This is a genomic window from Limnohabitans rimovensis (SeqCode) (genome assembly GCF_965234775.1).
Lineage (GTDB): Bacteria > Pseudomonadota > Gammaproteobacteria > Burkholderiales > Burkholderiaceae_C > Limnohabitans > Limnohabitans rimovensis.
Genome location: NZ_OZ248571.1, coordinates 65,155 through 90,475, shown reverse-complemented (window position 1 = coordinate 90,475; position 25,321 = coordinate 65,155). Strand labels below are relative to the sequence as shown.

At 59.2% G+C, this 25,321-nt stretch carries 33 protein-coding genes and 1 tRNA gene; 10 read left to right on the top strand and 24 right to left on the bottom strand.

Annotated elements, in window-relative coordinates; all coding sequences use genetic code 11:
* The first annotated feature begins 50 nt into the window (after positions 1-50).
* Genes AC8GFZ_RS16325 through AC8GFZ_RS16300 form a run of 6 tightly spaced genes read left to right on the top strand, consistent with a single transcriptional unit; the run spans position 51 to position 6,880 of the window.
* The gene (locus AC8GFZ_RS16325) at positions 51-2,336 is read left to right on the top strand and encodes a bifunctional salicylyl-CoA 5-hydroxylase/oxidoreductase (RefSeq protein WP_506645981.1); all 2,286 of its coding nucleotides are present in this window, start codon (positions 51-53) and stop codon (positions 2,334-2,336) included.
* Positions 2,337-2,343: 7 nt separating this feature from the next.
* Complete coding sequence (locus AC8GFZ_RS16320) at positions 2,344-2,823, top strand: MarR family winged helix-turn-helix transcriptional regulator (RefSeq protein WP_506645980.1); 480 nt, start codon at positions 2,344-2,346, stop codon at positions 2,821-2,823.
* The gene (locus AC8GFZ_RS16315) at positions 2,820-3,674 is read left to right on the top strand and encodes an enoyl-CoA hydratase family protein (protein WP_506645979.1); all 855 of its coding nucleotides are present in this window, start codon (positions 2,820-2,822) and stop codon (positions 3,672-3,674) included. Before AC8GFZ_RS16320 ends, AC8GFZ_RS16315 begins: the two co-directional genes overlap by 4 nt.
* 1 nt (position 3,675) lies before the next feature.
* The gene (locus AC8GFZ_RS16310) at positions 3,676-4,851 is read left to right on the top strand and encodes an acyl-CoA dehydrogenase family protein (RefSeq protein WP_506645978.1); all 1,176 of its coding nucleotides are present in this window, start codon (positions 3,676-3,678) and stop codon (positions 4,849-4,851) included.
* On the top strand, positions 4,848-6,467 hold the full coding sequence (locus tag AC8GFZ_RS16305; protein ID WP_506645977.1) for an AMP-binding protein: 1,620 nt from the start codon (positions 4,848-4,850) through the stop codon (positions 6,465-6,467). The genes AC8GFZ_RS16310 and AC8GFZ_RS16305 overlap by 4 nt, the downstream gene beginning before the upstream one ends.
* A gap of 8 nt (positions 6,468-6,475) precedes the next feature.
* Positions 6,476-6,880: a RidA family protein gene (locus AC8GFZ_RS16300; RefSeq protein ID WP_506645976.1), complete on the top strand. Its 405-nt coding sequence runs from the start codon at positions 6,476-6,478 to the stop codon at positions 6,878-6,880.
* A 72-nt stretch (positions 6,881-6,952) separates the two neighbouring features.
* On the opposite strand, the gene AC8GFZ_RS16295 is transcribed toward AC8GFZ_RS16300, so the two are convergent.
* The 20 genes from AC8GFZ_RS16295 to rplN form a co-directional block, all read right to left on the bottom strand.
* Positions 6,953-7,786, bottom strand: a complete 834-nt coding sequence (locus AC8GFZ_RS16295) for an alpha/beta fold hydrolase (protein WP_506645975.1) — start codon at positions 7,784-7,786, stop codon at positions 6,953-6,955.
* A 75-nt stretch (positions 7,787-7,861) separates the two neighbouring features.
* Positions 7,862-7,938 (bottom strand) — tRNA-Met (locus AC8GFZ_RS16290).
* A 19-nt stretch (positions 7,939-7,957) separates the two neighbouring features.
* Positions 7,958-8,353: a 50S ribosomal protein L17 gene (gene rplQ, locus AC8GFZ_RS16285; RefSeq protein WP_506645974.1), complete on the bottom strand. Its 396-nt coding sequence runs from the start codon at positions 8,351-8,353 to the stop codon at positions 7,958-7,960.
* A 71-nt stretch (positions 8,354-8,424) separates the two neighbouring features.
* The gene (locus AC8GFZ_RS16280) at positions 8,425-9,417 is read right to left on the bottom strand and encodes a DNA-directed RNA polymerase subunit alpha (RefSeq protein ID WP_506645973.1); all 993 of its coding nucleotides are present in this window, start codon (positions 9,415-9,417) and stop codon (positions 8,425-8,427) included.
* A 110-nt stretch (positions 9,418-9,527) separates the two neighbouring features.
* The gene (rpsD, locus tag AC8GFZ_RS16275) at positions 9,528-10,151 is read right to left on the bottom strand and encodes a 30S ribosomal protein S4 (RefSeq protein ID WP_506645972.1); all 624 of its coding nucleotides are present in this window, start codon (positions 10,149-10,151) and stop codon (positions 9,528-9,530) included.
* A gap of 86 nt (positions 10,152-10,237) precedes the next feature.
* A complete protein-coding gene (rpsK, locus tag AC8GFZ_RS16270) occupies positions 10,238-10,642 on the bottom strand; it encodes a 30S ribosomal protein S11 (RefSeq protein WP_506645971.1) in 405 nt (134 codons plus the stop codon).
* A 13-nt stretch (positions 10,643-10,655) separates the two neighbouring features.
* Complete coding sequence (rpsM, locus tag AC8GFZ_RS16265) at positions 10,656-11,021, bottom strand: 30S ribosomal protein S13 (RefSeq protein WP_506645970.1); 366 nt, start codon at positions 11,019-11,021, stop codon at positions 10,656-10,658.
* Between the two features lie 25 nt (positions 11,022-11,046).
* Positions 11,047-11,160, bottom strand: a complete 114-nt coding sequence (gene rpmJ, locus AC8GFZ_RS16260) for a 50S ribosomal protein L36 (RefSeq protein ID WP_011481465.1) — start codon at positions 11,158-11,160, stop codon at positions 11,047-11,049.
* A 72-nt stretch (positions 11,161-11,232) separates the two neighbouring features.
* Positions 11,233-11,451 carry a translation initiation factor IF-1 gene (infA, locus tag AC8GFZ_RS16255; protein ID WP_007869286.1) on the bottom strand — a complete coding sequence of 73 codons (219 nt, stop codon included), beginning with the start codon at positions 11,449-11,451 and terminating at the stop codon, positions 11,233-11,235.
* A gap of 6 nt (positions 11,452-11,457) precedes the next feature.
* On the bottom strand, positions 11,458-12,774 hold the full coding sequence (gene secY, locus AC8GFZ_RS16250; RefSeq protein ID WP_506645969.1) for a preprotein translocase subunit SecY: 1,317 nt from the start codon (positions 12,772-12,774) through the stop codon (positions 11,458-11,460).
* A 24-nt stretch (positions 12,775-12,798) separates the two neighbouring features.
* A complete protein-coding gene (gene rplO / locus AC8GFZ_RS16245) occupies positions 12,799-13,230 on the bottom strand; it encodes a 50S ribosomal protein L15 (protein ID WP_506645968.1) in 432 nt (143 codons plus the stop codon).
* A 9-nt stretch (positions 13,231-13,239) separates the two neighbouring features.
* The gene (rpmD, locus tag AC8GFZ_RS16240) at positions 13,240-13,422 is read right to left on the bottom strand and encodes a 50S ribosomal protein L30 (protein ID WP_506645967.1); all 183 of its coding nucleotides are present in this window, start codon (positions 13,420-13,422) and stop codon (positions 13,240-13,242) included.
* Positions 13,423-13,435: 13 nt separating this feature from the next.
* On the bottom strand, positions 13,436-13,954 hold the full coding sequence (gene rpsE, locus AC8GFZ_RS16235) for a 30S ribosomal protein S5 (RefSeq protein ID WP_506645966.1): 519 nt from the start codon (positions 13,952-13,954) through the stop codon (positions 13,436-13,438).
* Positions 13,955-13,969: 15 nt separating this feature from the next.
* Complete coding sequence (gene rplR, locus AC8GFZ_RS16230) at positions 13,970-14,335, bottom strand: 50S ribosomal protein L18 (RefSeq protein ID WP_506645965.1); 366 nt, start codon at positions 14,333-14,335, stop codon at positions 13,970-13,972.
* An 11-nt stretch (positions 14,336-14,346) separates the two neighbouring features.
* Positions 14,347-14,880 (bottom strand): 50S ribosomal protein L6, encoded by a 534-nt coding sequence (gene rplF / locus AC8GFZ_RS16225; protein WP_506645964.1) that lies wholly within the window; start codon positions 14,878-14,880, stop codon positions 14,347-14,349.
* An 18-nt stretch (positions 14,881-14,898) separates the two neighbouring features.
* On the bottom strand, positions 14,899-15,294 hold the full coding sequence (gene rpsH, locus AC8GFZ_RS16220; protein ID WP_506645963.1) for a 30S ribosomal protein S8: 396 nt from the start codon (positions 15,292-15,294) through the stop codon (positions 14,899-14,901).
* 20 nt (positions 15,295-15,314) lie between these two features.
* Positions 15,315-15,620, bottom strand: coding sequence for a 30S ribosomal protein S14 (gene rpsN / locus AC8GFZ_RS16215; protein ID WP_506645962.1), 306 nt, complete (start codon positions 15,618-15,620; stop codon positions 15,315-15,317).
* Between the two features lie 8 nt (positions 15,621-15,628).
* On the bottom strand, positions 15,629-16,168 hold the full coding sequence (gene rplE / locus AC8GFZ_RS16210; RefSeq protein ID WP_506645961.1) for a 50S ribosomal protein L5: 540 nt from the start codon (positions 16,166-16,168) through the stop codon (positions 15,629-15,631).
* A gap of 2 nt (positions 16,169-16,170) precedes the next feature.
* Complete coding sequence (gene rplX / locus AC8GFZ_RS16205; protein ID WP_506645960.1) at positions 16,171-16,491, bottom strand: 50S ribosomal protein L24; 321 nt, start codon at positions 16,489-16,491, stop codon at positions 16,171-16,173.
* Between the two features lie 9 nt (positions 16,492-16,500).
* Positions 16,501-16,869, bottom strand: a complete 369-nt coding sequence (gene rplN / locus AC8GFZ_RS16200; RefSeq protein ID WP_395668090.1) for a 50S ribosomal protein L14 — start codon at positions 16,867-16,869, stop codon at positions 16,501-16,503.
* Positions 16,870-17,140: 271 nt separating this feature from the next.
* On the opposite strand from rplN, the gene proC reads away from it, so the two are divergent.
* Both proC and AC8GFZ_RS16190 read left to right on the top strand, forming a co-directional pair.
* Positions 17,141-17,974, top strand: a complete 834-nt coding sequence (gene proC / locus AC8GFZ_RS16195) for a pyrroline-5-carboxylate reductase (protein WP_506645959.1) — start codon at positions 17,141-17,143, stop codon at positions 17,972-17,974.
* Between the two features lie 48 nt (positions 17,975-18,022).
* Positions 18,023-18,250 carry a hypothetical protein gene (locus AC8GFZ_RS16190; RefSeq protein ID WP_506645958.1) on the top strand — a complete coding sequence of 76 codons (228 nt, stop codon included), beginning with the start codon at positions 18,023-18,025 and terminating at the stop codon, positions 18,248-18,250.
* A 78-nt stretch (positions 18,251-18,328) separates the two neighbouring features.
* Here AC8GFZ_RS16190 and AC8GFZ_RS16185 read toward each other — a convergent pair whose 3' ends face one another.
* From AC8GFZ_RS16185 to AC8GFZ_RS16170, 4 genes are read right to left on the bottom strand one after another with little or no spacing between them, the layout of a single operon-like run.
* Positions 18,329-19,252, bottom strand: a complete 924-nt coding sequence (locus AC8GFZ_RS16185) for a 4-hydroxybenzoate octaprenyltransferase (protein WP_506645957.1) — start codon at positions 19,250-19,252, stop codon at positions 18,329-18,331.
* Between the two features lie 17 nt (positions 19,253-19,269).
* Positions 19,270-20,232: a hydrogen peroxide-inducible genes activator gene (locus AC8GFZ_RS16180; protein ID WP_506645956.1), complete on the bottom strand. Its 963-nt coding sequence runs from the start codon at positions 20,230-20,232 to the stop codon at positions 19,270-19,272.
* 3 nt (positions 20,233-20,235) lie between these two features.
* Positions 20,236-22,389 carry an ATP-dependent DNA helicase RecG gene (recG, locus tag AC8GFZ_RS16175; RefSeq protein ID WP_506645955.1) on the bottom strand — a complete coding sequence of 718 codons (2,154 nt, stop codon included), beginning with the start codon at positions 22,387-22,389 and terminating at the stop codon, positions 20,236-20,238.
* 9 nt (positions 22,390-22,398) lie between these two features.
* A complete protein-coding gene (locus AC8GFZ_RS16170) occupies positions 22,399-22,983 on the bottom strand; it encodes a YggT family protein (protein WP_506645954.1) in 585 nt (194 codons plus the stop codon).
* A gap of 49 nt (positions 22,984-23,032) precedes the next feature.
* Between AC8GFZ_RS16170 and queA the strand changes: the two genes are divergently transcribed.
* Complete coding sequence (gene queA, locus AC8GFZ_RS16165) at positions 23,033-24,124, top strand: tRNA preQ1(34) S-adenosylmethionine ribosyltransferase-isomerase QueA (RefSeq protein WP_506645953.1); 1,092 nt, start codon at positions 23,033-23,035, stop codon at positions 24,122-24,124.
* 9 nt (positions 24,125-24,133) lie between these two features.
* Positions 24,134-25,300: a tRNA guanosine(34) transglycosylase Tgt gene (gene tgt, locus AC8GFZ_RS16160; protein ID WP_506645952.1), complete on the top strand. Its 1,167-nt coding sequence runs from the start codon at positions 24,134-24,136 to the stop codon at positions 25,298-25,300.
* The last annotated feature ends 21 nt before the right edge of the window (positions 25,301-25,321 follow it).

Sequence of the window (25,321 nt, the reverse complement as noted above, 5' to 3'; positions counted from 1 at the left end):
AATAGCCGCAGAGCTTGACAAGGATTGCTTTAAGCCTCAACAATTCGGGTATGAATATCTTATGCATCGGTGGTGGGCCGGCGGGTTTGTACTTCGCCCTGCTCATGAAAACCCAAAATCCCCAACACCACATCACCGTGGTGGAACGCAACCGGCCCTACGACACCTTTGGCTGGGGTGTGGTGTTCAGCGACAAAACGCTGGAGAACTTGCAGCAAGCCGACGCGCCCACCGGGCAGTTGATTGCCGACGCCTTCAACCACTGGGATGACATCGAGGTGTTTTTCAAAGGCCGAAGTGTTCGCTCCACCGGTCACGGCTTTTGTGGCATAGGGCGAAAACGCTTGCTCAACATCTTGCAAGCACGCTGCGAAGAGCTGGATGTGAAGCTGCTGTTTGAACAAGATGTGAGCGATGACCAGGCCCTGGCCTTGGAATACCAAGCCGACTTGGTGATTGCCTGCGACGGCCTCAACAGCCGGGTGCGCACCCGCTATGCCCAAACCTACCAACCCGACATCGACACGCGCTTGTGCCGCTTTGTCTGGCTGGGCACGCGCAAAACCTTTGACGCCTTCACCTTTGCGTTTGAGCAAACCGAACACGGTTGGTTCCAGGCCCATGCTTACAAATACGATGGCGAGACCTCGACCTTCATCGTGGAAACGCCCGAGCACGTGTGGCGCGCCCATGGCTTGGATGAAATGGACCAGGCCGAGGGCATTGCGTTTTGCGAAAAGCTGTTTGCCAAATACCTGGACGGCAACCCCTTGATGAGCAATGCCTCGCACCTGCGCGGCTCGGCAATCTGGATTCAGTTCCCGCGCGTGATTTGCAACTCCTGGGTGCATTGGGAGGCCATTGGTGGGCGCCAAACCCCCATCGTGCTGATGGGGGACGCGGCACACACCGCCCACTTTTCGATTGGCAGCGGCACCAAGCTGGCCTTGGAAGACGCGATTGATTTGGCCCAGACCTTTGCCCAACACCCCGATGACGACATGGCCACGGTGCTCAAAGCCTACCAAGCGCGGCGCAGTGTCGAGGTGCTGAAGATCCAAAACGCCGCGCGCAACTCAACCGAATGGTTTGAACATGTGGACCGCTACACCCACATGGAAGTCGAGCAATTCACCTACTCTTTGCTCACCCGTTCGCAACGCATCAGCCACGAAAACCTGCGCTTGCGCGACCCGGTGTGGCTGGAGGGCTATGAAGCCTGGCTGTCGGGCCGCAAGCCAGTGGCCCCGATGTTGCTACCCTTGAAGGTGCGCGAAGTCACCTTGAAAAACCGCATCGTCGTCTCACCCATGGCGACCTACCATGCCACCGATGGGGTGGTGGGCGACTTTCACTTGGTGCACCTGGGTGCACGGGCGATGGGCGGCGCAGGCCTGGTGATGGTGGAGATGACCAGCCCCACCCCCGAAGGGCGCATCACACCGGCCTGCCCCGGCCTGTGGAACGACACCCAGCAACAAGCGTTTGCCCGCATCGTTGACTTTGCCCACCAACAAAAAACCCACATCGGCTTGCAACTCGGCCACAGCGGCGCCAAAGGCTCGACCCAAGTGGGCTGGGAGGCCATTGACGAGCCTTTGCCCCAGGGCAATTGGCCGCTGATGGCCGCCAGTGCGGTGCCCTATGGCCCTCAAAACGCCACCCCACGCGCCATGACCCGCGCCGACATGGACGCCACCACCGCGGCCTTCGTGGCCGCCACCCAGCGCGCCGATGCAGCCGGTTTTGATTGGCTGGAGCTGCACGCCGCGCACGGCTATTTGTTGTCGGGCTTTTTATGCCCCCTGACCAATCTGCGCAGCGACGAATACGGCGGCAGCATCGACAACCGTTGTCGCTACCCGCTGGAAGTGTTTGCGGCCATGCGCGCCGTGTGGCCGGCGCACAAACCGATGGCGGTGCGCATCTCCGCCCACGATTGGGCCGAGGGCGGCAACACCGACGACGACGCAGTGGTGATGGCCCGCTTGTTCAAGCAAGCCGGTTGCGATGTGATCGACGTCTCTTCGGGGCAAACCACGCGCCAAGCCAAACCGGTTTATGGCCGCATGTACCAAACGCCATTTGCCGACCGCATCCGCAACGAGGTGGGGGTGCTGACCATGGCCGTCGGCGCGATCAGCGAAGCCGACCATGCCAACAGCATCATCGCCGCTGGACGGGCCGATTTGTGTGCCGTGGCACGGCCCCACTTGGCCGACCCCGCCTGGACTTTGCACGAAGCGGCCAAGCTGGGCAGCCGCGATGTGGTGTGGCCGCGCGCCTATGAAAGCGGGCGCGATCAGCTCTACCGCAGCTTGCACGCAGGGCGTTGAGTTCACCATGGATTTGGAAGCCCGGGCCCACAGCGAGCACCCCGAAGCTTTGCGGCTGTGGCTGCGCTTGCTCACCTGTACCCAGCTGATTGAAAAGCAAGTGCGCCACCAATTGCGCACCGAGTTTGACACCACCTTGCCCCGCTTTGACTTGATGGCGCAACTCGAGCGCTCCCCCGACGGCATGAAGATGAACGAGTTGTCGCGGCGCATGATGGTCACCGGTGGCAACGTCACCGCCATCACCGACCAGCTGGCCAGCGAGGGCTTGGTTGAGCGGCTCGATGTGCTGGAGGACCGCCGCGCCTGGCGCATCCGCCTCACCCTCAAGGGCAGAAACACCTTTCGCGACATGGCCCAGCAGCACGAAGCCTGGATCGTGTCGGCCTTTAACAATTTGAATGAAAAAGAAATTCAAACCCTCTACAAATTACTCGGGCGCGTCAAGCAACATGCCCATTCCACCCCAGAAACGGAGACACCGTGAACCATTACATGACCGCCCCCAAACCCATGCATGCGCAATACAGCGCGCAAGCGGGCCAAGCCGCCACCCACTTCCATTGGGCCTGCCACGACGGCGTGGCCACGGTCACGCTGAACCGGCCCGAGCGCAAAAATCCCCTCACCTTTGACTCTTACGCCGAATTGCGCGACCGCTTCAACGCTTTGCGCTATGCCACCGATGTGCGCGCGGTGGTGGTGCAAGGCGCAGGCGGCAACTTTTGCTCGGGCGGTGATGTGCACGAAATCATTGGCCCCCTGACCCAAATGAGCATGCCCGAGTTGATGAACTTCACCCGCATGACGGGCGACTTGGTCAAAGCCATGCGGGCTTGCCCGCAACCCATCGTGGCCGCCATTGATGGCGTGTGCGCTGGGGCGGGCGCGATGATCGCCCTGGCCAGCGACCTGCGCCTGGGCACCGATGCCGCACGCGTGGCCTACCTGTTCACCCGCGTGGGTTTGGCAGGAGCCGATATGGGCGCTTGCGCCCTGCTGCCCCGCGTGATTGGCCAAGGCCGGGCCAGCGAGTTGCTCTACACCGGCCGCGCGATGACCGGCCAGGAAGGTTTGGCTTGGGGCTTTTTCAACAGCCTGCACAGCAGTGAAGATGTGGGTGCAGCGGCACAAAAAATGGCTGCGCAAATCGCCCAAGGGCCCAGCTTTGCGCACGGCATGACCAAAACCATGCTGCACCAAGAGTGGGCCATGACGCTGGAACAAGCCATCGAGGCAGAGGCCCAAGCCCAAGCGATTTGCATGCAAACCCAGGACTTCACCCGCGCCTACAAAGCCTTTGCGGCCAAAGAAAAACCTGTTTTCAAAGGGGACTGAGATGCGCGCACCCCAATGGCAATTGCCTTTCTTTGGGCCTGAGCACCAGACGCTGGCGCAGGGCTTGCACGCTTGGTGCCCAAGCCAAGCGGTGGACGAACACGATGACCGCCAAGCCTGTCGCGAATGGGTGCAACGCTTGGGCCAAGGCGGTTGGTTGCGCTACTGTGTGCCAGCGGCACATGGCGGCGCCTTGCCGCAGCTGGACTCGCGCGCGCTCGTCATCCTGCGCGAGACCCTGGCCTGGCATTCCCCCTTGGCCGATTTCGCATTTGCCATGCAAGGCCTGGGCAGTGGCGCCATCACCTTGGCGGGCACGCCCGCACAACAAGCCCAATACCTGCCTGCTGTGGCACAAGGGCACAAGATCGCTGCCTTTGCATTGAGCGAACCCGATGCGGGCTCCGACGTGGCGGGCATGCAGACCAGCGCCCAAGCCAGCGCTGCAGGTCATGTGCTGAACGGCCAAAAAACCTGGATCAGCAACGGCGGCATCGCCGACTTTTATGTGGTGTTTGCCAAAACCGACCCCCAAGCCGGTGCGCGCGGCATCACCGCCTTCATTGTCGATGCCGACAACCCCGGCCTGGACAGCACGGCGCACCTGCACGTCATGTCGCCACACCCCTTGGCGACCTTGACCTTTCACCAGTGCGCCCTGCCCGCGCAAGCGCAATTGGGCGACACCCATGGCGGCTTCAAATTGGCCATGCGCACCTTGGATATTTTTCGCGCATCGGTGGCCGCCGCTGCCCTGGGCATGGCGCGCCGGGCCCTGCACGAAGCCACCCAATATGCCCAGAACCGGCGCATGTTTGGGCAAACCCTGGCCGATTTTCAATTGACCCAAGCGCGCTTGGGCGAAATGGCCGCCTTGGTCGATGCCGCCGCCTTGCTCACGTACCGCGCGGCTTGGATGCGCGACACCCAAGGCAGCAGCGGCGAACATGCTGCCGCATACACCCAAGCCGCCGCCATGGCGAAGTACACCGCCACCGAAAACGCCCAACGCGTGATTGACATGGCGCTGCAAATGCACGGCGGGCGCGGCGTCGAAGTGGGCGTCAAAGTGGAGGCCTTGTACCGCGACATCCGCGCTTTGCGCATCTACGAAGGGGCCAGTGAGGTGCAATTGCTCATCATGGGCAAATCTGTTCTCAAAGGGGTGTCCACATGAGTGCACACATCGACCGGTTTGTCAACGAACGCCTGCCCCCTGCAGCGCTGCATCCCCAGATGCTGCGCGACCTGCCTGAATTGAACTTTCCCGATCAACTCAATTTGGTGCAAGAGCTGTTGGACCGGGCCGGCGAAAAGGGTTGGGGCGATCGCCCTTTGCTGCGTTCACCGCGCATCACCTTGAGCTACCGCGAAGCGCGCGAGCGCGTCGACCGCATTGCCCAGGTGCTGGTGCACGACTTGGGGCTGGTTCCAGGCAACCGGGTGCTGCTGCGCGGTGGCAACTCGGTCGGCTTGGCTTTGGCCTGGATGGGTGTGGTCAAGGCCGGCTTGGTGGCTGTGGCCACCATGCCCTTGCTGCGCGCCAAGGAGTTGAGCGAGATCATCGCCAAAGCCCAACCCAGCGTGGCCCTGTGCGACGCCACGTTGCTGCATGAGTTGGAATTGGCCCAGCAACAGCAACCGGTGCTCGCCACCATCGTGCCCTTCAATTTGATGGATGCGCCCGGATCGTTGGCGGTGCGCGCTGCGGCCCATGACGGCCACTTCAGCGCTTGCGCCACCCACGCCGACGACATCGCCATGCTGGCCTTCACCTCGGGCACCACTGGCACACCCAAAGCGGCCGCGCACAGCCACCGCGACATCTTGAGTGCTTGCGAAGCCTGGCCGCGCCATGTGCTGCGCGCCACGCCGCACGACATCGTGATGGGCTCACCGCCTTTGGCGTTCACTTTTGGTTTGGGCGGTTTGCTGGTGTTTCCGATGTGGGCCGGTTGTTCGGTGTATTTCCACGACCAGCCCTACACACCGGCCACCATGGTTGATGTGATGGCCGAAGTGGGATGCACCATTTGCTATACCGCGCCCACGTTTTACCGCCAAATGGCAGCCCACATCCAACCCGGTAAAGTGCCCAGCCTGCGGTTGAGTGTGAGCGCAGGCGAGGGTTTGCCTGACGCCACGCGACAGTTGTGGAAGCAAGCCAGCGGCTTGGAAATGCTCGATGGCATTGGCGCCACCGAGATGTTCCACATATTCATTTCTTCCGCTGGCGACGAGGTGCGCCGTGGTGCGATTGGCAAAGTTGTGCCCGGCTATCAGGCCAAGGTGGTAGACGAACACGGACACGAATTGCCGCGCAACCAAGTGGGTCGCCTAGCCGTCATCGGTCCCACCGGTTGCCGTTATCTCGATGACCCGCGACAACAGCGCTATGTGCAATCGGGCTGGAACTATCCCGGCGATGCGTTCATGCAAGACGATGACGGCTATTTCCATTACCAAGCCCGTGACGACGACATGATCATCACCGCGGGTTACAACGTGGGCGGCCCTGAAGTTGAGGATGCTTTGCTCAAACACCCGGCCGTGGCTGAGTGCGGCGTGGTCGGCAAGACCGATGTGGAGCGCGGCATGATCATCAAGGCCTATTGCGTTTTGCGCCCGCCCCACACGGGCTCCGCTGAATTGGTCAAAGCCTTGCAAGACCATGTCAAAGCCACCTTGGCCCCTTACAAATACCCGCGTGAAATCACTTTTGTTGAGCAGTTGCCGCGCACCGAAACCGGCAAATTGCAACGCTTTAAATTGCGCCAGATGGCCCACACCTGAAAGACCCTATGCACCAATTGATTCAACCCGAAGGCTGGGAGCGCCCCAAGGGCTATGCCAACGGCATTGCCGCACGTGGCACCCAAATTTATGTCGGCGGCATGGTGGGATGGAACGCCCAGCAGCAATTTGAGAGTGATGATTTTTTGCAGCAAACTGGCCAAGCTTTGCGCAACATTTTGGCGGTGTTGCAAGCCGCTGGCGCGGGCCCTGAGCACATGGTGCGCATGACTTGGTATGTGACCAGCCGCGACTTGTATGTGGCGGCCCTCAAGGGCTTGGGTCCGGTGTACCGCGAGGTGATGGGGCGCAACTTCCCAGCCATGACCTGTGTGGCGGTGAGTGGCTTGGTGGAAGAACGCGCTTTGGTGGAGATTGAAGTCACCGCCGTGTTGCCCGACCCGGTGGCCTGACCCCCTTGATGGGGCTTCGCTCATCGCACGCCTCACTGCACACTGCATCCCCCTCCTGGCCAGCGCCTCACGTCATGCGGGTGACGCCAGTTGCGCAATCGCCCAGTCATTGAATGCCTTGGCGTTTTCATAATTGGCCCAATGGCCGGTGTCGGGCAGCAGGGTCAAATCGCGCAGATTGCATTGGTTCAAGCGTTCGGGTGCGGACGATAAGTTTTCCAGATACAAGGCGTCCAGCGCGCCCCACAAGGCATGCACGGGACAGCGCCATTGGGTTTGCAATTCCATCATCACCGTGCTGCGTGCAATGCGGCGCCGGCGCAGTCGATCGCGCACCACATTGCGCTCTTGAATCTCCAGGGTTTGGTCGATCAGCGATGCTTCATGGGCCAGCATGATGCTCATCAGGTTGTGATGATGAACGGCGTTGCGTTGACTTTGGTCCATGTTCGGCAAAAAACCGCGCAGGGGCAATGTGTCCCCAAACAGGCCCAATCCCGGCACACCCACCAGCAGCAGGCGTGACACGCGTTCAGGGTGTCTGGCGGCCACGAAACCCGCCGTCAAACCGCCAAAGGAAAAGCCCATCACGGGGATGGCTTGTCCACCCAATAGTTGCGCCATGCCTTGCGCCACCCAAGGGGCAATGTCATCAGCGTCTTTGGCCTCGGGCGGCAATGCTGAGTCGCCCATGCCCGGCAAGTCCATCGCCCACACGGCATGGTCTTCGGACAAGGCATCGATGTTGCGCACCCAATGCGTCCAACTGCCACTGCCCCCGTGCAGCAACACCAGCGGCTTAGTGTGCGACCGGTTCCACACATGCCAAGTTTGCTGCACACCATTGACCACCACGTCGATGCGTTCTGCACGCGTTTGCAAAGCTTTTAAAACGGGGTCGCGCATGGTTTCATTTCCACCAAAGAAAACGCCCACTCAAGAGTGGGCGTTTGGGTTTCAGCATGTATGCCACTGAAAATTTGGTTGCGCGAGCAAGATTTGAACTTGCGACCTTTGGGTTATGAGCCCAACGAGCTACCAGGCTGCTCCATCGCGCGGCAAGGGTGTGATTCTATCTTACTCAGCGGCGTTTGGTTCACTGCTGACAGTTATTTCTGGGCGGTCGACCAATTCAACCAAAGCCATGGGTGCGTTGTCACCCACGCGGTAACCCATTTTCAAAATGCGGGTGTAGCCACCGGGACGTGCTTTGTAGCGCGGGCCCAAATCGGCAAACAACTTGACCACGCTGTCGCGGTCGCGCAAGCGGTTGAAGGCCAAGCGCTTGTTGGCCAGGGTCGGCTCTTTGGCCAAGGTGATCATGGGCTCAACCACACGGCGCAGCTCTTTGGCTTTGGGCACGGTGGTTTTGATGACCTCATGTGCGATCAGCGAGTTCATCATGTTGCGCAACATGGCGAGGCGGTGCTCGCTGGTGCGGTTGAGTTTGCGAAGTCCGTGTCCGTGACGCATGGTGGATCCTTTCTAGCTTGTTTTGCCGGCCGCCGTATCAGGTACGGCCAGGGGACGGATGTCTGTGTGGCTCAGCGCTTGCTGTCCAAACCTGCGGGCGGCCAGCTTTCCAGCTTCATGCCCAAGGTCAGGCCACGCGAGGCCAACACTTCTTTGATTTCGTTGAGGGACTTGCGGCCCAAATTAGGGGTCTTGAGCAGCTCGTTTTCGGTGCGCTGGATCAAGTCGCCAATGTAGTAAATGTTTTCGGCTTTCAGGCAGTTGGCAGAGCGAACGGTGAGTTCGAGCTCGTCCACGGGGCGCAGCAAAATCGGATCGAACTGCTGCGCGCCACGGGGTGCGGGCGAGTCGAAGGCGGCCAGCTCGTTGCCCTCGAGTTGGGCGAAAACAGCCAACTGTTCCACCAAAATCTTGGCCGATGCGCGCACGGCGTCTTCAGCGGTGATGGCGCCATTGGTTTCGATGTCCACGACCAAACGGTCGAGGTCAGTGCGCTGCTCAACGCGGGCGTTTTCCACGCTGTAGCTCACGCGCTTGATGGGCGCAAAAGATGCATCCAACACAATGCGGCCAATCGACTTGGAGGGCTCTTCGCCATAGCGGCGCACGGTTCCGGGCACGTAACCACGGCCTTTTTCAACTTTGAGTTGGATGTCAATCTTGCCGCCTTGCGACAAATTGGCGATCAGGTGCTCGGGGTTGATGATTTCCACATCGTGCGGGGTCTGGATGTCTGCTGCGGTGACTTTGCCTTCGCCTTCTTTGCGCAGGCTCAGGGTGACTTCGTCACGGTTGTGCAACTTGAACACCACGCCTTTGAGGTTCAACAGGATGTTGACCACATCTTCTTGGACACCGTCAATGGTGGAGTACTCATGGACCACACCAGCGATGGTCACTTCGGTCACGGCATAGCCAACCATCGACGACAACAACACACGGCGCAGGGCATTGCCCAGGGTGTGGCCATAGCCGCGCTCGAACGGCTCGAGCACGACGCGGGCACGGTTGTGCCCAATGGGTTCAACGTGGATGGCTTTGGGTTTCAACAAATTCGTCTGCATTCGGACTTCCTCTCAATACCCCCGGTTCGTTACACCGGTAAGGCTGGATTTCTCACCCAGACAGGCTGCGCAGTCGGCCTGGGAACGACAAGGTTGATGAACAACCACGATCAACGTGAATACAACTCGACGATGAGTGATTCATTGATGTCGGCTGCGAACTCGTCGCGATCCGGCACCTTTTTAAAGACACCCTCGGCCTTATCGGCGTTGACGTCCACCCAAGCCGGCAAGCCCACTTGTTGTGCCAACTGCAGCGCTTCGCCGACACGGTTTTGCTTTTTCGACTTTTCGCGCACCGCGATCACGTCGCCGGTCTTGACCATGCAAGAAGGAATATTGACTGACTTGCCATTGATGGTGATGGCTTTGTGCGAAACCAATTGACGGGCCTCAGCACGTGTGGAGCCAAAGCCCATGCGATACACCACATTGTCCAAACGCGATTCCAAGATGAACAGCAGGTTCGCACCGGTGTTGCCCTTTTGGCGGTCGGCTTCTGCAAAGTAGCGGCGGAACTGGCGCTCCAAGACGCCGTACATGCGCTTGACTTTTTGCTTCTCACGCAACTGCAAACCGAAGTCAGAGGTGCGCTGGCCAGAGGTGCGGCCGTGTTGGCCGGGTTTGGAGTCGAACTTGGCCTTGTCACTGATCGAACGACGCGCGCTCTTCAAAAACAGGTCAGTGCCTTCTCGGCGGGATAGTTTGGCCTTGGGGCCTAAGTAACGTGCCACTTGATTTCCTTTGATGTCAACTGCCCGCCACGGGGACGGGGAGCCTGTGCCAGAAAAGCACAGGCGGTGGGCTTGGGGTTAATGGATCAGATGCGGCGGCGCTTTTGAGGGCGGCAGCCGTTGTGCGGAACCGGGGTCACATCAGAGATGGAGTTGATGCGAATGCCCAACGACGCCAAAGCACGCACCGACGACTCGCGACCAGGGCCAGGGCCTTTGATCTCGACGTCCAGGTTTTTGATGCCCTGGTCGATGGCCGCACGACCAGCCACCTCGGATGCGACCTGGGCTGCAAACGGGGTTGACTTGCGCGAACCCTTGAAGCCTTGGCCACCCGAAGACGCCCATGACAACGCGTTGCCTTGGCGATCGGTGATGGTGATGATCGTGTTGTTGAAAGATGCGTGCACGTGGGCAATGCCGTCCGCGACATTCTTGCGAACTTTCTTGCGCACGCGCTGCGATGCGTTGTTTGCTGGTGCTTTTGCCATGGTGTTGCCTTAATTATTTCTTCAGGGCTTGGGCGGCCTTGCGCGGACCTTTGCGGGTGCGTGCATTGGTGCGGGTGCGCTGGCCGCGCATTGGCAGACCACGGCGATGTCTGAAACCACGGTAGCAACCAATGTCCATCAATCGCTTGATGTTCATGGTGGTTTCGCGGCGCAGATCACCTTCAATGGTGAGCGCATTGATTTGCTCGCGGATTTTTTCCAACTCAGGGTCGGTCAAATCTTTGATTTTTTTAGCATAGTCAATACCGCACGCCACGCAAATTTTGCGGGCGCGGGTTCTGCCAATGCCGAAAATAGCCGTCAAGCCCACTTCAGCGTGCTTGTGCGGAGGAATATTGATACCAGCGATACGTGCCATGTGCGTCCTCTTTAATCCCAGTCCATCAACCTTGGCGCTGTTTGTGGCGCGGATCTGTACAGATCACACGAACCACACCCTTGCGCCGGATGATCTTGCAGTTGCGGCAAATTTTCTTGACCGAAGCCGAAACCCTCATTTCACTCTCCTAAAAGCCCGGACTCTGATCCGGGCACATTGTCAACTTGCTTAACCTTCTCAGCCCCACGCCTCACTTGGCGCGGAACACAATCCTGGCCCTGCTCAAATCGTAGGGCGTCAATTCCACTGTCACCTTGTCTCCTGGCAGGATGCGGATGTAGTGCATGCGCATCTTTCCAGAAATGTGACCCAAAACCACGTGGCCATTCTCTAACTTCACCCGAAATGTGGCGTTGGGCAGGTTTTCAACCACCTCGCCCTGCATTTGGATCACATCATCTTTGGACATGCGTCTTTAGCCACCCAAGCTCGTGCGGAAATTGGCCTTCTTCAACAGCGACTCGTATTGCTGGCTCATCAGGTAGTTTTGCACCTGGGCCATGAAGTCCATGGTGACCACCACAATGATCAGCAAAGACGTGCCACCGAAGTAGAAAGGAACGTTGTATTTCAATATCAAAAATTCAGGCAACAAGCACACAAAGGTGATGTAGATCGCGCCAGCCAAAGTCAGGCGGATCAAAATTTTGTCGATGTGCTTGGCGGTTTGATCACCCGGGCGAATGCCAGGAATGAATGCACCGCTTTTCTTCAAGTTGTCTGCGGTCTCACGGCTGTTGAACACCAAGGCGGTGTAGAAGAAGCAGAAAAACACAATCGCACCGGCATACAGCATCACATAGATGGGTTGACCCGGCGACAAAGCACCAGCGATGTCCTTTAGCCAGCGCATGCTGTCGCCAGAGGTGAACCAGCTGACCACCGTGGCCGGCAGCAAAATGATGGACGACGCAAAAATGGGGGGGATGACACCCGACATGTTCAGCTTGAGCGGCAGGTGCGAGGCTTGACCGCCATACACCTTGTTGCCCACTTGGCGACGCGCATAATTGACCAAAATCTTGCGCTGACCGCGCTCGACAAACACCACGAAATAAGTGACCAAGCCGACCACGACGACAATGAAGATGGCCACCAAAATGCTCATGGCACCGGTGCGCACCAACTCGAGCAGTCCGCCGATGGCGCCAGGCAAGCCCGCGGCGATGCCGCCAAAGATCAGGATAGAGATGCCATTGCCCAAGCCGCGCTCGGTGATTTGCTCACCCAACCACATCAGGAACATAGTTCCAGCGGTCAAGGTGACCATGGCGGTGATGCGAAAGCCCAAACCCGGCGCCAACACCAAACCGGCTGACGACTCCAGCGCCAAGGCAATGCCCATGGACTGAAACAGGGCCAGTCCCAAGGTGCCATAGCGCGTGTACTGGGTGATTTTGCGACGACCGGACTCGCCTTCTTTCTTCAACTGCTCCAGCGTGGGCACCACGTAGGCCATCAATTGCATGATGATGGAAGCAGAGATGTAGGGCATGATGCCCAGGGCGAACACGGTGAAGCGCGACAAGGCACCACCCGAGAACATGTTGAACAAACTCAGGATGCCGCCTTGCTGCCCATTGAACAGCTGCTGCAATTGGCCTGGATCAATGCCAGGCACAGGAATGTGCGCACCCACCCGGTAAACGACCAGCGCGAGCAACAAAAACACCAAACGGCGACGCAGGTCACCGTAGTTGCCGTTTTTGGATGTCGATGCAGAAGTGACCAAGGCAGGTTCCGTTGTTTAAGAAGGTCAGGCCACCGAGCCGCCAGCGGCTTCAATCGCGGCTTTGGCCCCAGCCGTGGCACCAATGCCATTGAGCTTGACGGCGCGTTTGATCTCGCCGGTTTTGATGATCTTGACCACACGCACCATTTCGCCCACCAAACCGGCGGTTTTGAGGGTGAGCATGTTGACCTCGTCCAAACCCAAATGGTCCAAGGCTGTCAAAGTCACTTCGTCGTTGAAACGCAAGGTGCGCGACTTGAAACCGCGCTTAGGCAAGCGGCGTTGCAAAGGCATTTGACCGCCTTCAAAACCCACTTTGTGGTAGCCACCTGAACGTGATTTTTGACCTTTGTGGCCACGGCCAGCGGTTTTACCCAGGCCAGAGCCAATGCCGCGTCCAACGCGGCGGCGGTTGGGGCGCGAGCCATCAGCTGGTTTGATCGTATTGAGTTCCATCTTGAACCTTTAAAGCACTTCGATCAGATAGCTGACCTTGTTGATCATGCCACGCACTGCAGGGGTGTCCTGCAGTTCGCTCACGCTGTTGATTTTGCGCAAGCCCAGGCCACGCACAGTGGCGCGGTGAGACTCTTTGGTGCCAATCGGGCTGCGCACGAGTTTGATTTTGACGGTGGTTGTGGCGGTCATGTGAGACTCCGTATCAAGCGAAGATGTCTTCAACCGACTTGCCACGCTTGGCCGCGACTTCAGAAGCCGTGGTGCAACGTTGCAGAGCGTCCAACGTGGCGCGAACCATGTTGTAGGGGTTGGAAGACCCGTGGCTCTTGGCCACGATGTCGGTGATGCCCATCACTTCGAACACCGCGCGCATGGGACCGCCGGCAATGATGCCCGTGCCCTTGGGGGCTGGGTTCATCATGACGCTGGCAGCACCGTGGTGGCCGGTCACAAAGTGGTGGATGGTGCCGTTCTTCAACGACACCTTGTTCATATTGCGGCGCGCCTCTTCCATGGCCTTTTGCACAGCCAGAGGCACTTCTTTGGATTTGCCCTTGCCCATGCCAACGCGGCCATCGCCATCGCCCACCACGGTCAGTGCGGCGAAACCCAAAATTCGACCGCCCTTGACCACTTTGGTCACGCGGTTGACCGCGATCATTTTTTCGCGCATGCCGTCATCACGGGCGCTGTCTTGCACTTTTGCTTGAACTTTTGCCATGTTGAATTCCGATCTTTAGAACTGCAGGCCAGCTTCGCGAGCGGCATCGGCCAACGCTTTGACGCGACCATGAAAAGCAAAGCCAGCGCGGTCGAATGCCACTTTGTCAATGCCAGCAGCTTTCGCTTTTTCGGCGATGCGCTTGCCAATGATTTGGGCTGCGGCCGCCGTAGCGCCCTTGCCCGATGCACCCAAGGACTGGCGCACTTCGACTTCTGCGGTCGAGGCGGTGGCGATCACTTTGGCACCGTCGCCAGAAATGACGCTGGCGTAGATGTGCAAATTGGTGCGGTTGACAGTCAAACGCGCCACGCCTTGCTTGGCAATGCGGATGCGGGTTTGACGGGCCCTGCGGAGTCGTTGCTCTTTTTTGGTCAACATGCTGCCGTTCCTTATTTCTTCTTGGTCTCTTTGATCGTGATTTTTTCGTCCGAATAACGGATGCCTTTGCCTTTGTAGGGCTCGGGCGGACGAATGGCACGGATCTCAGCGGCGATTTGACCCACGCGTTGGCGGTCAGCACCTTTGATGATGATTTCTGTGGGGGCCGGTGTTTCCACCTTGATGCCAGCGGGCATTTCTTTATCAACAGGGTGAGAAAAACCCACCGTCAAGTTGAGCTTGCTACCCTGGGCTGCTGCTTTGTAACCCACACCCACCAGGTTGAGTTTTTTCTCAAAGCCTTTGGTGACACCTATGACCATGTTGTTGACCAACTGGCGCATGGTGCCGCTCATCGCATTGGCTTCGCGCGACTCATTGGCGGGCAAAAAAGTAATGTTGGCCGCATCCTTTTGGATGGTGACCAAGGCATTGTTGGCGATGTGCAAATGACCACCCGTGCCCTTGACACTGATTTGTTCAGGCGCAATGGTCACGTCCACTCCAGCGGGGACAACCACAGGCATTTTTCCTACTCGAGACATGTCTGTTTCTCCTTGGGCTTAGGCCACGTAGCACAGCACTTCACCACCGATGCCGGTGGCGCGTGCTTTGCGATCGGTCATCACGCCTTTGGAGGTGGTGACAATCGCCACGCCCAATCCGTTCATGACCTGGGGAATGGCGCCGCTGCCTTTGTACACGCGCAAGCCAGGGCGGCTGACACGCTCGATGCGCTCGATCACTGGGCGACCGGCGTAATATTTCAGGGCGATTTCCAATTCGGTTTTACCCGTTTCGGTTTTGACGTGGAAGCCGTCGATGTAGCCTTCGTCCTTGAGAACCTGGGCAATCGCCACCTTCACTTTGGAAGAGGGCACGCTCACAGTGGGCTTGGCCACCATTTGCGCATTGCGAATGCGGGTCAGCAAGTCGGCGATGGGGTCACTCATGCTCATATTGAATATCTCCTGCCCGTTTACCAGCTGGCTTTGGTGATGCCGGGAATCTGGCCTGCAAAAGCCATTTCACGGATCTTGGCGCGTCCCAGACCAAATTGGCGGAACGTGCCACGCGGGCGACCGGTGATTTCGCAGCGGTTGCGTTGACGTGTGGGGTTGGCGTTGCGGGGCAGTTTTTGCAAAGCCTGGCGCGCGTCAGCACGCTCTTGCTCTGTGTGCTTGGCGCTGCCCGCAATGGCCTTGAGTTCGGCGTATTTTTGAGCGTACTTGGCGACCAGTTTGTCGCGCTTGAGTTCGCGTTCGATCAATGCTACTTTAGCCACGTTGTACCTCAGTTCTTGAACGGGAAGCGGAAACCTGCGAGGAGCGCCTTGCACTCTTCGTCGGTCTTGGCTGTCGTGGTGATGCTGATGTTGAGACCGCGCAAGGCATCTACCTTGTCGTACTCAATTTCAGGGAAGATGATTTGTTCTTTGACGCCAATGTTGTAGTTGCCACGGCCATCAAATGCGCGACCGGAGATACCCCGAAAGTCGCGCACGCGGGGCAGAGCCACGGTGACAAAGCGGTCCAAAAATTCAAACATGCGCACGCCACGCAAGGTGACCATGCAGCCAATGGCTTGCTCTTCGCGGATCTTGAAACCGGCGATGGCTTTTTTGGCCTTGGTGACCACAGGCTTTTGGCCAGCAATTTTGGTCAAGTCGGAAACCGCGTGCTCCATGACCTTTTTATCGGCCACCGCCTCGCTGACACCCATGTTCAAGGTGATCTTGGTCAAACGCGGCACCTGCATGGGTGACTTGTAGCCAAATTTAGCGATCAGCTCGGGAACCAGCTTTTCTCTATAGTGTTGTTGCAAACGTGCCATGGTCATGCCGCCTTGATTTCTTCGCCGCTGGACTTGAAGACGCGCACTTTGGTGCCGTCGGCCAACACCTTGATGCCCACCCGATCGGCCTTGCCGGTGGCGGCGTTGTAAATGGCCACATTGGACTGATGAATGGCCATGGACTTCTCCACAATGCCACCCGTTGTGCCCGCCATGGGGTTGGGCTTGGTGTGCTTTTTGACCAGATTGATACCATCGATCAACAGGTGCGTTTCATCTTTGCGCACCGACACTTTGCCGCGCTTGCCTTTGTCACGACCGGTGATGACGATCACCTCGTCGCCTTTGCGAATTTTGTTCATGGCCCGTCCTTAGAGAACTTCAGGCGCCAAAGACACGATCTTCATGAACCGCTCGGTGCGCAGTTCGCGCGTGACCGGGCCAAAGATGCGGGTGCCAATGGGCTCCAACTTAGCATTGAGCAACACAGCTGCGTTGCCATCGAACTTGACAAGTGAGCCGTCACTGCGGCGAATGCCCTTGGCAGTGCGAACCACCACAGCGCTGTAAACCTCGCCTTTTTTGACGCGGCCACGCGGTGCGGCTTCTTTGATGCTCACTTTGATGATGTCGCCAACACTCGCATAGCGACGCTTGGATCCGCCGAGCACCTTGATGCACAAAACGGACTTCGCGCCGGTGTTGTCGGCGACCTCTAACCGAGATTCAGTCTGGATCATTTCAATATTTCCCAACTTGTATCAAAGCTTGGGGCTGTTGCCAGCCTTGAGCGCTTTGATCAGTCTTGGTCCCGTCATCCGCGTGGCAAACCACTTGCCGCGCCTCAGTTGGGGTAGATACTTTGCTTGAAAATCAAGCGAAGCCGCAGATTATGCCATGGTTTTTGGCGTGGCGTCAAATTATTTATGGGCGCCGCACAGGAAGCAGCCTTTCTGACCCTTGTCCTTATTAAGATACCGCTTTAAATTGCCCCCCTTAGATAGGCACCCCATGACAAGCACCACCCCCCTGGCCACTGATTTGCTGGTTTTCATTGGCGGGGGCAACATGGCCAGTGCGATTTTGGGCGGTTTGCTGCGTGAGGGTCACCCACCCCAGCAAATTTGTGTGGTCGACCCTGACGCCGCAATCCGCGAATCCTTGCAGCAAGGCATGGGCGTCCAGGTGTTGGCCGCGCCCGACGCCACGCTGGGCACAGCCACCCATGTCATTTGGGCGATCAAGCCGCAGCACTTCAAAACCGCAGCGGCCCAAGCCGGCCCATTTTTAAAAGGTGCTTTGCACCTGAGCGTGGCTGCAGGCATTCGCTCGGACAGCATCGCCCAGTGGCTGGGCAGCGAACGCATCGTGCGCGCCATGCCCAACACACCCGCTTTGGTGGGCCTAGGCCAAACCGGCTTATATCCCCGCGCAGCTGTCACGAAGGCAGACCGACAGTGGGTGCAACAGGTGCTGGGCTCCACCGGGGCGTTTTTGTGGCTGGCCCAAGAGTCCCAACTCGATGCGGTCACCGCCCTGTCGGGCTCAGGACCGGCTTATGTGTTTTATTTCATCGAGGCGATGGTGCGCGCTGGGCAGTCCATGGGCTTGAGTGCTGAACAGTCGCAGCAACTGGCCATTGGCACTTTTGTCGGCGCCTCCGAGCTGGCCCGCGCCAGCCAAGACGCACCCGCCGTCTTGCGCGAACGCGTCACCTCCAAAGGCGGCACCACCCACGCGGCCTTGAGCGCGATGGAGCAAGACCAAGTGGCCCAAGCTTTTGAGCGCGCCATGCACGCCGCTTGCGCACGCGCCAAAACCTTGGGAGATGAATTTGGCGCTTGAGCCACGCGTGCGAGAATCATTCTTCTTTTTTAACCAAGGGATCCAACTATGAAAAAACCCCTCTTGACACTGGCCAGCGCCATTTTGTTGACCCTGCCCAGTTTGAACTGGGCCCAGCAAGCGGCTCCCGCAGCGCCTGCTGCCCCAGCCGTCGCGCCTGCCCCTGCTGTGGCACCTGCCACCGCCACACCAAACAACACCAGTGCTGCCCCCAAGGCTGAAAAGAAAGCCAAAAAAGCGAAAAAGAAAAAGGCCAAAAAAGCCAAAGCCGCATGAGATTTGCTTCTTGAACAAAAAGCCCCCGCTGGGGGCTTTTTGTTTGGGCGGTCCCCAAGCAGGGTGATGGGCTGCGTCTCAGGGGCTCAGCGCCAAACCCAGGGCCAGGCCCGCAAACAGCGTGGCCGCCATCCAGTGGTTGAGGCGGAAAGCCTTGAAGCAATCATCGCGCTCGCGCCCTCGAATCAGCCGGTAATGCCAAACCGCTTGGGCCGCCGCCGCGCCCCAAAACACCATCCACACAGGGTGCAGCCCCAAGGACCCCAGCCACCCCCCCCAGGTCAACAGGTACACCGCATAAAAGCCCATCACCATGGGCACATCGCGATCGCCCAAGGTGATGGCCGAGGTTTTCATGCCAATGCGCAAGTCATCATCGCGGTCGACCATGGCGTATTCGGTGTCATACGCCAACACCCAAAACAAATTGCTGAGCAGCAAACCCCAAGCCATGGGCGGCACGGCATGCCACACACCGGCCAACGTGTGCTCGCCACCGCGCACCGCGGCAAATGCCATGGGTATGCCAAAGCTAAAAGCCACCCCCAACACCGCCTGGGGCATGGACACAAAACGCTTGGCATAGGGGTAGACCAAGGTCACACCCAGCGCCACCACCGACCAAGCCATGGTCACCCCATTGGTGGTGCACACCAGGGCAAACGCACACAAAGCCAGCACAACGCCCACGGCCAAGGCCTCGCGCACCGAGACAGCACCCCGTGTCACAGGGCGTTGGGCGGTGCGCTTCACATGTTTGTCAAAGTCGCGGTCGGCCACATCGTTGACGCAGCAACCGGCGCTGCGCATGAGCACGGTGCCGGCCACAAAGACCACCAACAAATGCCAACCGGGCCAACCGCCAGCGGCGATCCACAAGGCCGACAGCGATGGCCACAACAACAACAGCCAACCCGCCGGGCGGTTGAAGCGAATCAGGTCAAGGTAGAGCGCCAGTTTCGTGGGTGGGCGCAGCGGTTCAAGCGGTGTGGCGTCGTTCATGGCGAGGGCAATCAGCCTCAGGTCAGGCGCTGAACGCCCGGCAAATCGCTGGCGTAAATGGCGTTGCGCAGCGCTGCAATGGCTTCGTAACGGGTGAAGCTGCGCCGCCAGGCCAACACCACACGCCGGGTGGGCGGTGCGTCGTCCCCGTCTACCACGGGCAGGTAGCGCACATAACTGTCGGCGCTTTTTTTGCGCTTGGCGCTGGCTTGCAGCGCCTCTTTGGGCACGCTCAATCGAGGCACCAAGGTCACGCCCATGCCGGCCGCCACCATGTGCTTGATGGTCTCCAGGGACGAGCCCTCAAAGCTTTTGCGAATGCCCTCGGCCTGGCTGGAAAAGCGCGCGAACTCTGGGCACACCTCGAGCACATGGTCACGGAAACAATGTCCGTTGCCCAACAGCAGCATGGTCTCCGACTTCAAGGCCTGCGCCGTGATGGAAGTTTGTTGTGCCAAAGGGTGGTTGCTGGGCACGGCGGCCATGAAAGGTTCGTCATACAAAGGCGCCACCGCCAAACCAGCATCCGGAAAAGGCTCAGCCATGATGGCGCAGTCAATCTCTCCGGTGCGCAGCATTTCCAGCAACTTCACCGTGAAGTTTTCTTGCAGCATGAGCGGCATTTGCGGCGACATTTCAATCGTGTGTCGCACCAACTCGGGCAGCAAATAAGGGGCGATGGTGTAGATCACACCCAGCTTCAATGCGCCCGACAACGGGTCTTTGCCGCGCTTGGCAATTTCTTTGATTTGTGCTGCCTGCTCCAACACGCTTTGGGACTGGCGCACGATTTCTTCGCCCAGAGAGGTGACGCTCACTTCATTGGCGTTGCGCTCAAAAATTTTCACTTCCAGCTCTTCTTCGAGCTTTTTGATCGCCACCGACAAAGTGGGTTGCGACACAAAACACGCATCGGCGGCGCGGCCAAAGTGTTTTTCCCGCGCCACGGCCACGATGTATTTGAGCTCGGTGAGGGTCATGGTTCAGGCTTTCAGAAAGTCTGATTTTCCACCCAACCAGCGAGCCACATGGGTGGCCGCCATCTCGGGGTGTTGATCCAACATGCGGGGCGCCAGGGCACGGGCCCAATCCAACAAGTCGCCATCGGTGGCCACATCAGCAAAGCGCAGCATGGCCGCACCCGACTGGCGCGAACCCAAAAACTCACCCGGCCCACGGATGTCGAGGTCGCGCCGCGCAATCTCGAAGCCATCATTGGTCTCGGCCATGGCGCGAAGGCGCTCACGCGCGGTGTCGCTCAATCGGCCATGCTCGCCCAAGCTGTACAACAACACGCAAGCTGAGGCCGCAGCACCACGCCCCACCCGTCCGCGCAGCTGGTGCAACTGGCTCAGGCCAAAGCGTTCGGCGTGTTCAATCACCATCAGCGAGGCATTGGGCACGTCCACCCCCACCTCGATCACCGTGGTGCTGACCAACACGCCCATCTGCCCTTGCACAAACAGCGACATCACCGCTTTCTTTTCGGCTTGCGCCATGCGTGAATGCAGCAAACCGACCATCACACCGGGCAGCGCCTCGCACAGGGCTTGGTGGGTGTCGGTGGCGTTGCGCAAATCGAGGGCTTCGCTTTCTTCAATCAGGGGGCAGACCCAGTAAATTTGCCGTCCCTCGGTGAGCTGCACACGGATGCGCTCAATCACCTCGTCGCGGCGGGTGTCGGCCACCAGCTTGGTGACGATGGGCGTGCGACCTGGCGGCAACTCGTCGATGGTGGACACATCCAGGTCGGCGTAATAGCTCATGGCCAAGGTGCGCGGGATGGGCGTGGCGCTCATCATCAGCAAATGCGGCTCGCGCGGGGCGAGCGAGCGGGTGGGGTCGCTATGGGAATGTTCGCTGATGCTGACGTCACTGGGGTTGGTTTGTTCGTCCGACAGCTTTTGCCGCAGGGCCAAGCGCTGGGCCACGCCAAAACGGTGCTGCTCGTCGATGATGGCCAAGGCCAGCGCTTTGAACTGCACCTTGTCTTGAATCACGGCATGGGTGCCCACCACCAGCGCGGCTTGGCCACTGGCCACCAAAGCCAGCATCGCGTCGCGTTCTTTTTTCTTTTGGCTGCCGGTCAGCCATGCCACTTGCAAGCCCAACGGCGTGAGCACCGGTTCTAGCCAGCCAATCAATTTTCGAAAATGCTGCTCGGCCAAAATTTCCGTGGGTGCCATCAAGGCGCATTGCCAGCCAGCGTCAATGCACTGGGCGGCAGCAAGAGCTGCCACCACGGTTTTGCCCGAGCCCACATCGCCTTGCAGCAAACGGTGCATGGGTTGTGGGCGCTCCAAATCTTGGGAGATTTCAGCCACCACCCTGTGTTGGGCTTGGGTCAAAGCAAACGGCAATGCGGCTTCCAAGGCCGTCAACACGCCAGCCTGGTTCAGTGCCTTGGGCAAACGCGGGGCACGCAAGGCCGCGCGCTCGCGCTTGGATTGCCATTGCGACAACTGCTGGGCCAACAACTCTTCGGCTTTGAGCCTTTGCCAGGCTGGGTGGCTGCGGTCATCCAGTTGGGTCAGCGACACATTGGGCGCGGGGTGGTGCAAAAACTGCAAGGCTTGGGCCAATGGCCAGGTATGGGCCGGCGCCTGTCCTGTGGGGATCGTCTCGCTGAAAGCGCCCTGCCGCAATGCATGGGCCAAACCACCTTGCACCGCCTTGCGCAAATACGCCTGGGGCATGGTGGCGGTGCTCGGGTACACCGGCGTCAACGCGGTCGATAAGTCGCCACCGGCGGCTTGCACGGCGGGGTGCATGCAGCTGCGCCCCATGAAGCCACCGCGCACCTCGCCACGCAAGCGAACATGGCGCCCCACTTCCAATGCCTTTTGCATATTGGGGTAGAAGTTAAAAAAGCGCAGGGTGCAAATTTCTTCGCCATCTTCCACCACGGCGACCAGCTGTCGACGCGGCCTGAATGTCACCTCACAAGAGCGAACCGTGGCTTCAAACTGCACCACCTCGCCATCACGGGCATCGGCCAGTTTGACCAATCGGGTTTCGTCTTCGTAGCGGTAGGGCAGGTGCAAGGCCAGGTCCACATCGCGAACCAGACCCATTTTGCGCAAGGCCTTTTGAGGGGCGCTCAGGGGTTTAGCAGCTGGCGTTGGCGCGGTGGGCATCCCCTGGCCTCAAAAGCCACCGCTGTAGCGCAGGTGACGCAAGGCCACTTCGCACAATTGAATCAACAACAGCAACACCAGGGGCGATAAATCAATCCCGCCCAAGGTGGGCAGGATGCGCCGCAGCGGCCACAACAAGGGCAGCACCATGCGGTCCACCCAATCGGCCATGGCCGAATCGGTGCGCACCCACGACAGCACCACATGCACCAAAACCAGCCCAAACAGGCCGGACAGGCACAGCGCCAACAAATCCAAAAAGGCCACCCACAGCACCATCCACCACAGGCCGCCGCCCATGCCCAGCCAAATCATCAGTCCGATCTTGGCCAACACCACCAAATAAGCGGCCACCAAACTGGCGGTGTCGAGCCGCCCGATGGACGGCATCACGCGCCGCAAAGGCAGCACCAACCAATTGGTGAGGGCAAAAATGAACGGCCCCAAGGGGTTGCCCGCCCTGGCCGCCAGGGGAATTCGGTGCCACTGCATGTACAAGCGCATCAAACACGCGCCGCCCACCAAGCCGGTGACCAGTTGCAAAACGAGAGAAAGCATTTCCATCCACATGGCCTGAATTGTGACCCATGCCACAATTTGTCTCCTCATTTACTTGGAACGGGCCTGTTCAGCCCTCAAGACCATGCACGACACGCCGCCACGCTCATTTGTATTGAGCGACTTTGACTTTCACCTCCCCCCCGAACTGATCGCCCAAACCCCTGCGCCCGAGCGCAGCGCATCGCGCTTGCTCGACGGCCGAGGCGCTGTGCCGGCGGATCGCATCTTCAAAGACCTCCCCGCCTTGCTGCAAAAAGGCGACTTGCTGGTGTTCAACGACACCCAGGTGGTGCCTGCGCGTTTATTTGGTGAAAAGGCCAGCGGCGGTCAACTGGAACTCTTGGTAGAGCGGGTCTTGCCTTTTGTGGAGGGCGAGCCACCCCACCAAGTGGTGGCGCACATGAAGGTCAGCAAAAAACCGGCGGTGGGCACGGTGCTGCGCATGTTCAACCGCGATGGTTCTGGCGTTGCTTTTCAAGCCACGCTGTTGAGTCGATGGCCGGATGCAGATGGGCCCTTGTTTCGGTTCAGCTTGAGCGATGAGCCGCTGCCCCTGATGCAAGCCCATGGCCACATTCCCCTGCCGCCCTACATAGCGCGGGACAAGCACAGCCAGAACGCGCAGGACGCCCAGCGTTACCAAACCGTGTTCGCCAAAAACCCAGGGGCAGCGGCCGCACCAACGGCGGCGCTGCACTTTGATGCGCCGCTGCTGGCCGCTTTGCAAGACATGGGCGTTGAGAGCGCCAGCGTCACCTTGCATGTGGGTGCGGGGACGTTTTCACCGGTGAAAACCGAAAACATCGCTGAACACCGCATGCACAGCGAGTGGTACAGCATTCCCCCAGCCACCTTGCAAGCCATCGCCGATTGCCAAGCCCGAGGCGGTCGGGTGGTGGCGGTGGGCACGACCACGGTTCGCACCTTGGAGAGCTGGGCTCGCAGTGGCTTGGCCGAGGGCGACACCGACATCTTCATCACGCCGGGCTTTGATTTCAAAGTGGTGGATGTGTTGATCACCAACTTCCACCTGCCCAAATCCAGCTTGTTGATGTTGGTGGCGGCGTTTGCAGGCTTTGAGCGGATGCAGGCCTTGTATCGGCATGCCATTGGCAAGACTTACCGGTTTTTCAGTTATGGGGATGCGATGCTCCTTCAACGTGCCGCCACTTAAACTGCCCCCATGCTGACATTCGACCTGCTCAAAACCGAAGGCCTGGCCCGCCGTGGCCGCCTCACCCTCAACCACGGCGTGGTGCAAACGCCCATCTTCATGCCGGTGGGCACTTACGGCACGGTCAAAGGTGTGATGCCGCGCAGCCTTAAAGAGATGGGTGCGCAAATCATTTTGGGCAACACCTTTCACCTGTGGATGCGCCCGGGGCTGGACATCATGCAAAGCTTTGGCGGCTTGCATGGGTTTGAGAAATGGGACAAACCCATCCTCACCGACAGTGGCGGCTTTCAGGTGTGGAGCCTGGGCGCGATGCGCAAAATCACCGAAGAGGGCGTGCATTTCGCGTCACCGGTGAACGGCGACAAGCTGTTCATGTCACCCGAGGTGAGCATGCAAATCCAAACCATCTTGAACAGCGACATCGTCATGCAGCTTGATGAATGCACGCCTTACGAAACCAACGGCAAATTGACCACCGAAGCCGAGGCCGCCAAAAGCATGGAGATGAGCTTGCGCTGGGCCCGTCGCTCGCAAGACGAGTTTGCAAAGCTGAACAACCCCAACGCCTTGTTTGGCATTGTGCAAGGCGGCATGTTCGAGAACTTGCGCGAAGCGTCGCTGGAACAACTGGTGGCCATGGACTTCCCCGGCTACGCGGTGGGCGGTGTGAGCGTGGGCGAGCCCAAGGACGAGATGCTGCACATCATGGCGCACACCCCGCACCGCTTGCCCGCCCACAAGCCGCGCTACCTGATGGGCGTGGGCACACCGGAAGATTTGGTCGAAGGCGTGCGCTGCGGCGTGGACATGTTTGACTGCGTGATGCCCACCCGCAATGCCCGCAACGGCACGCTGTTCACCCGCTATGGCGACTTGAAACTGCGCAACGCCCGCCACAAAGCCGACCCGCAACCCATAGACCCCAGCTGCACCTGCCATGCGTGTGCGGGCACCTCGGGTGTGAGCTGGAACGACGGTGGCCGCGAAGGTTTCAGCCGCGCCTATATGCACCACTTGGACCGCTGCGGCGAAATGCTCGGCCCCATGCTGGCCACCATCCACAACCTGCACTACTACCTGAACCTGATGCAAGAGTTGCGCGATGCGCTGGACGCGGGGGATTTTGCAGGTTTTGTGGCGAGGTTTAAGGGGGACAGGGCGAGGGGGGTTTGAGGCGAGCCAGGATCGAAGTCA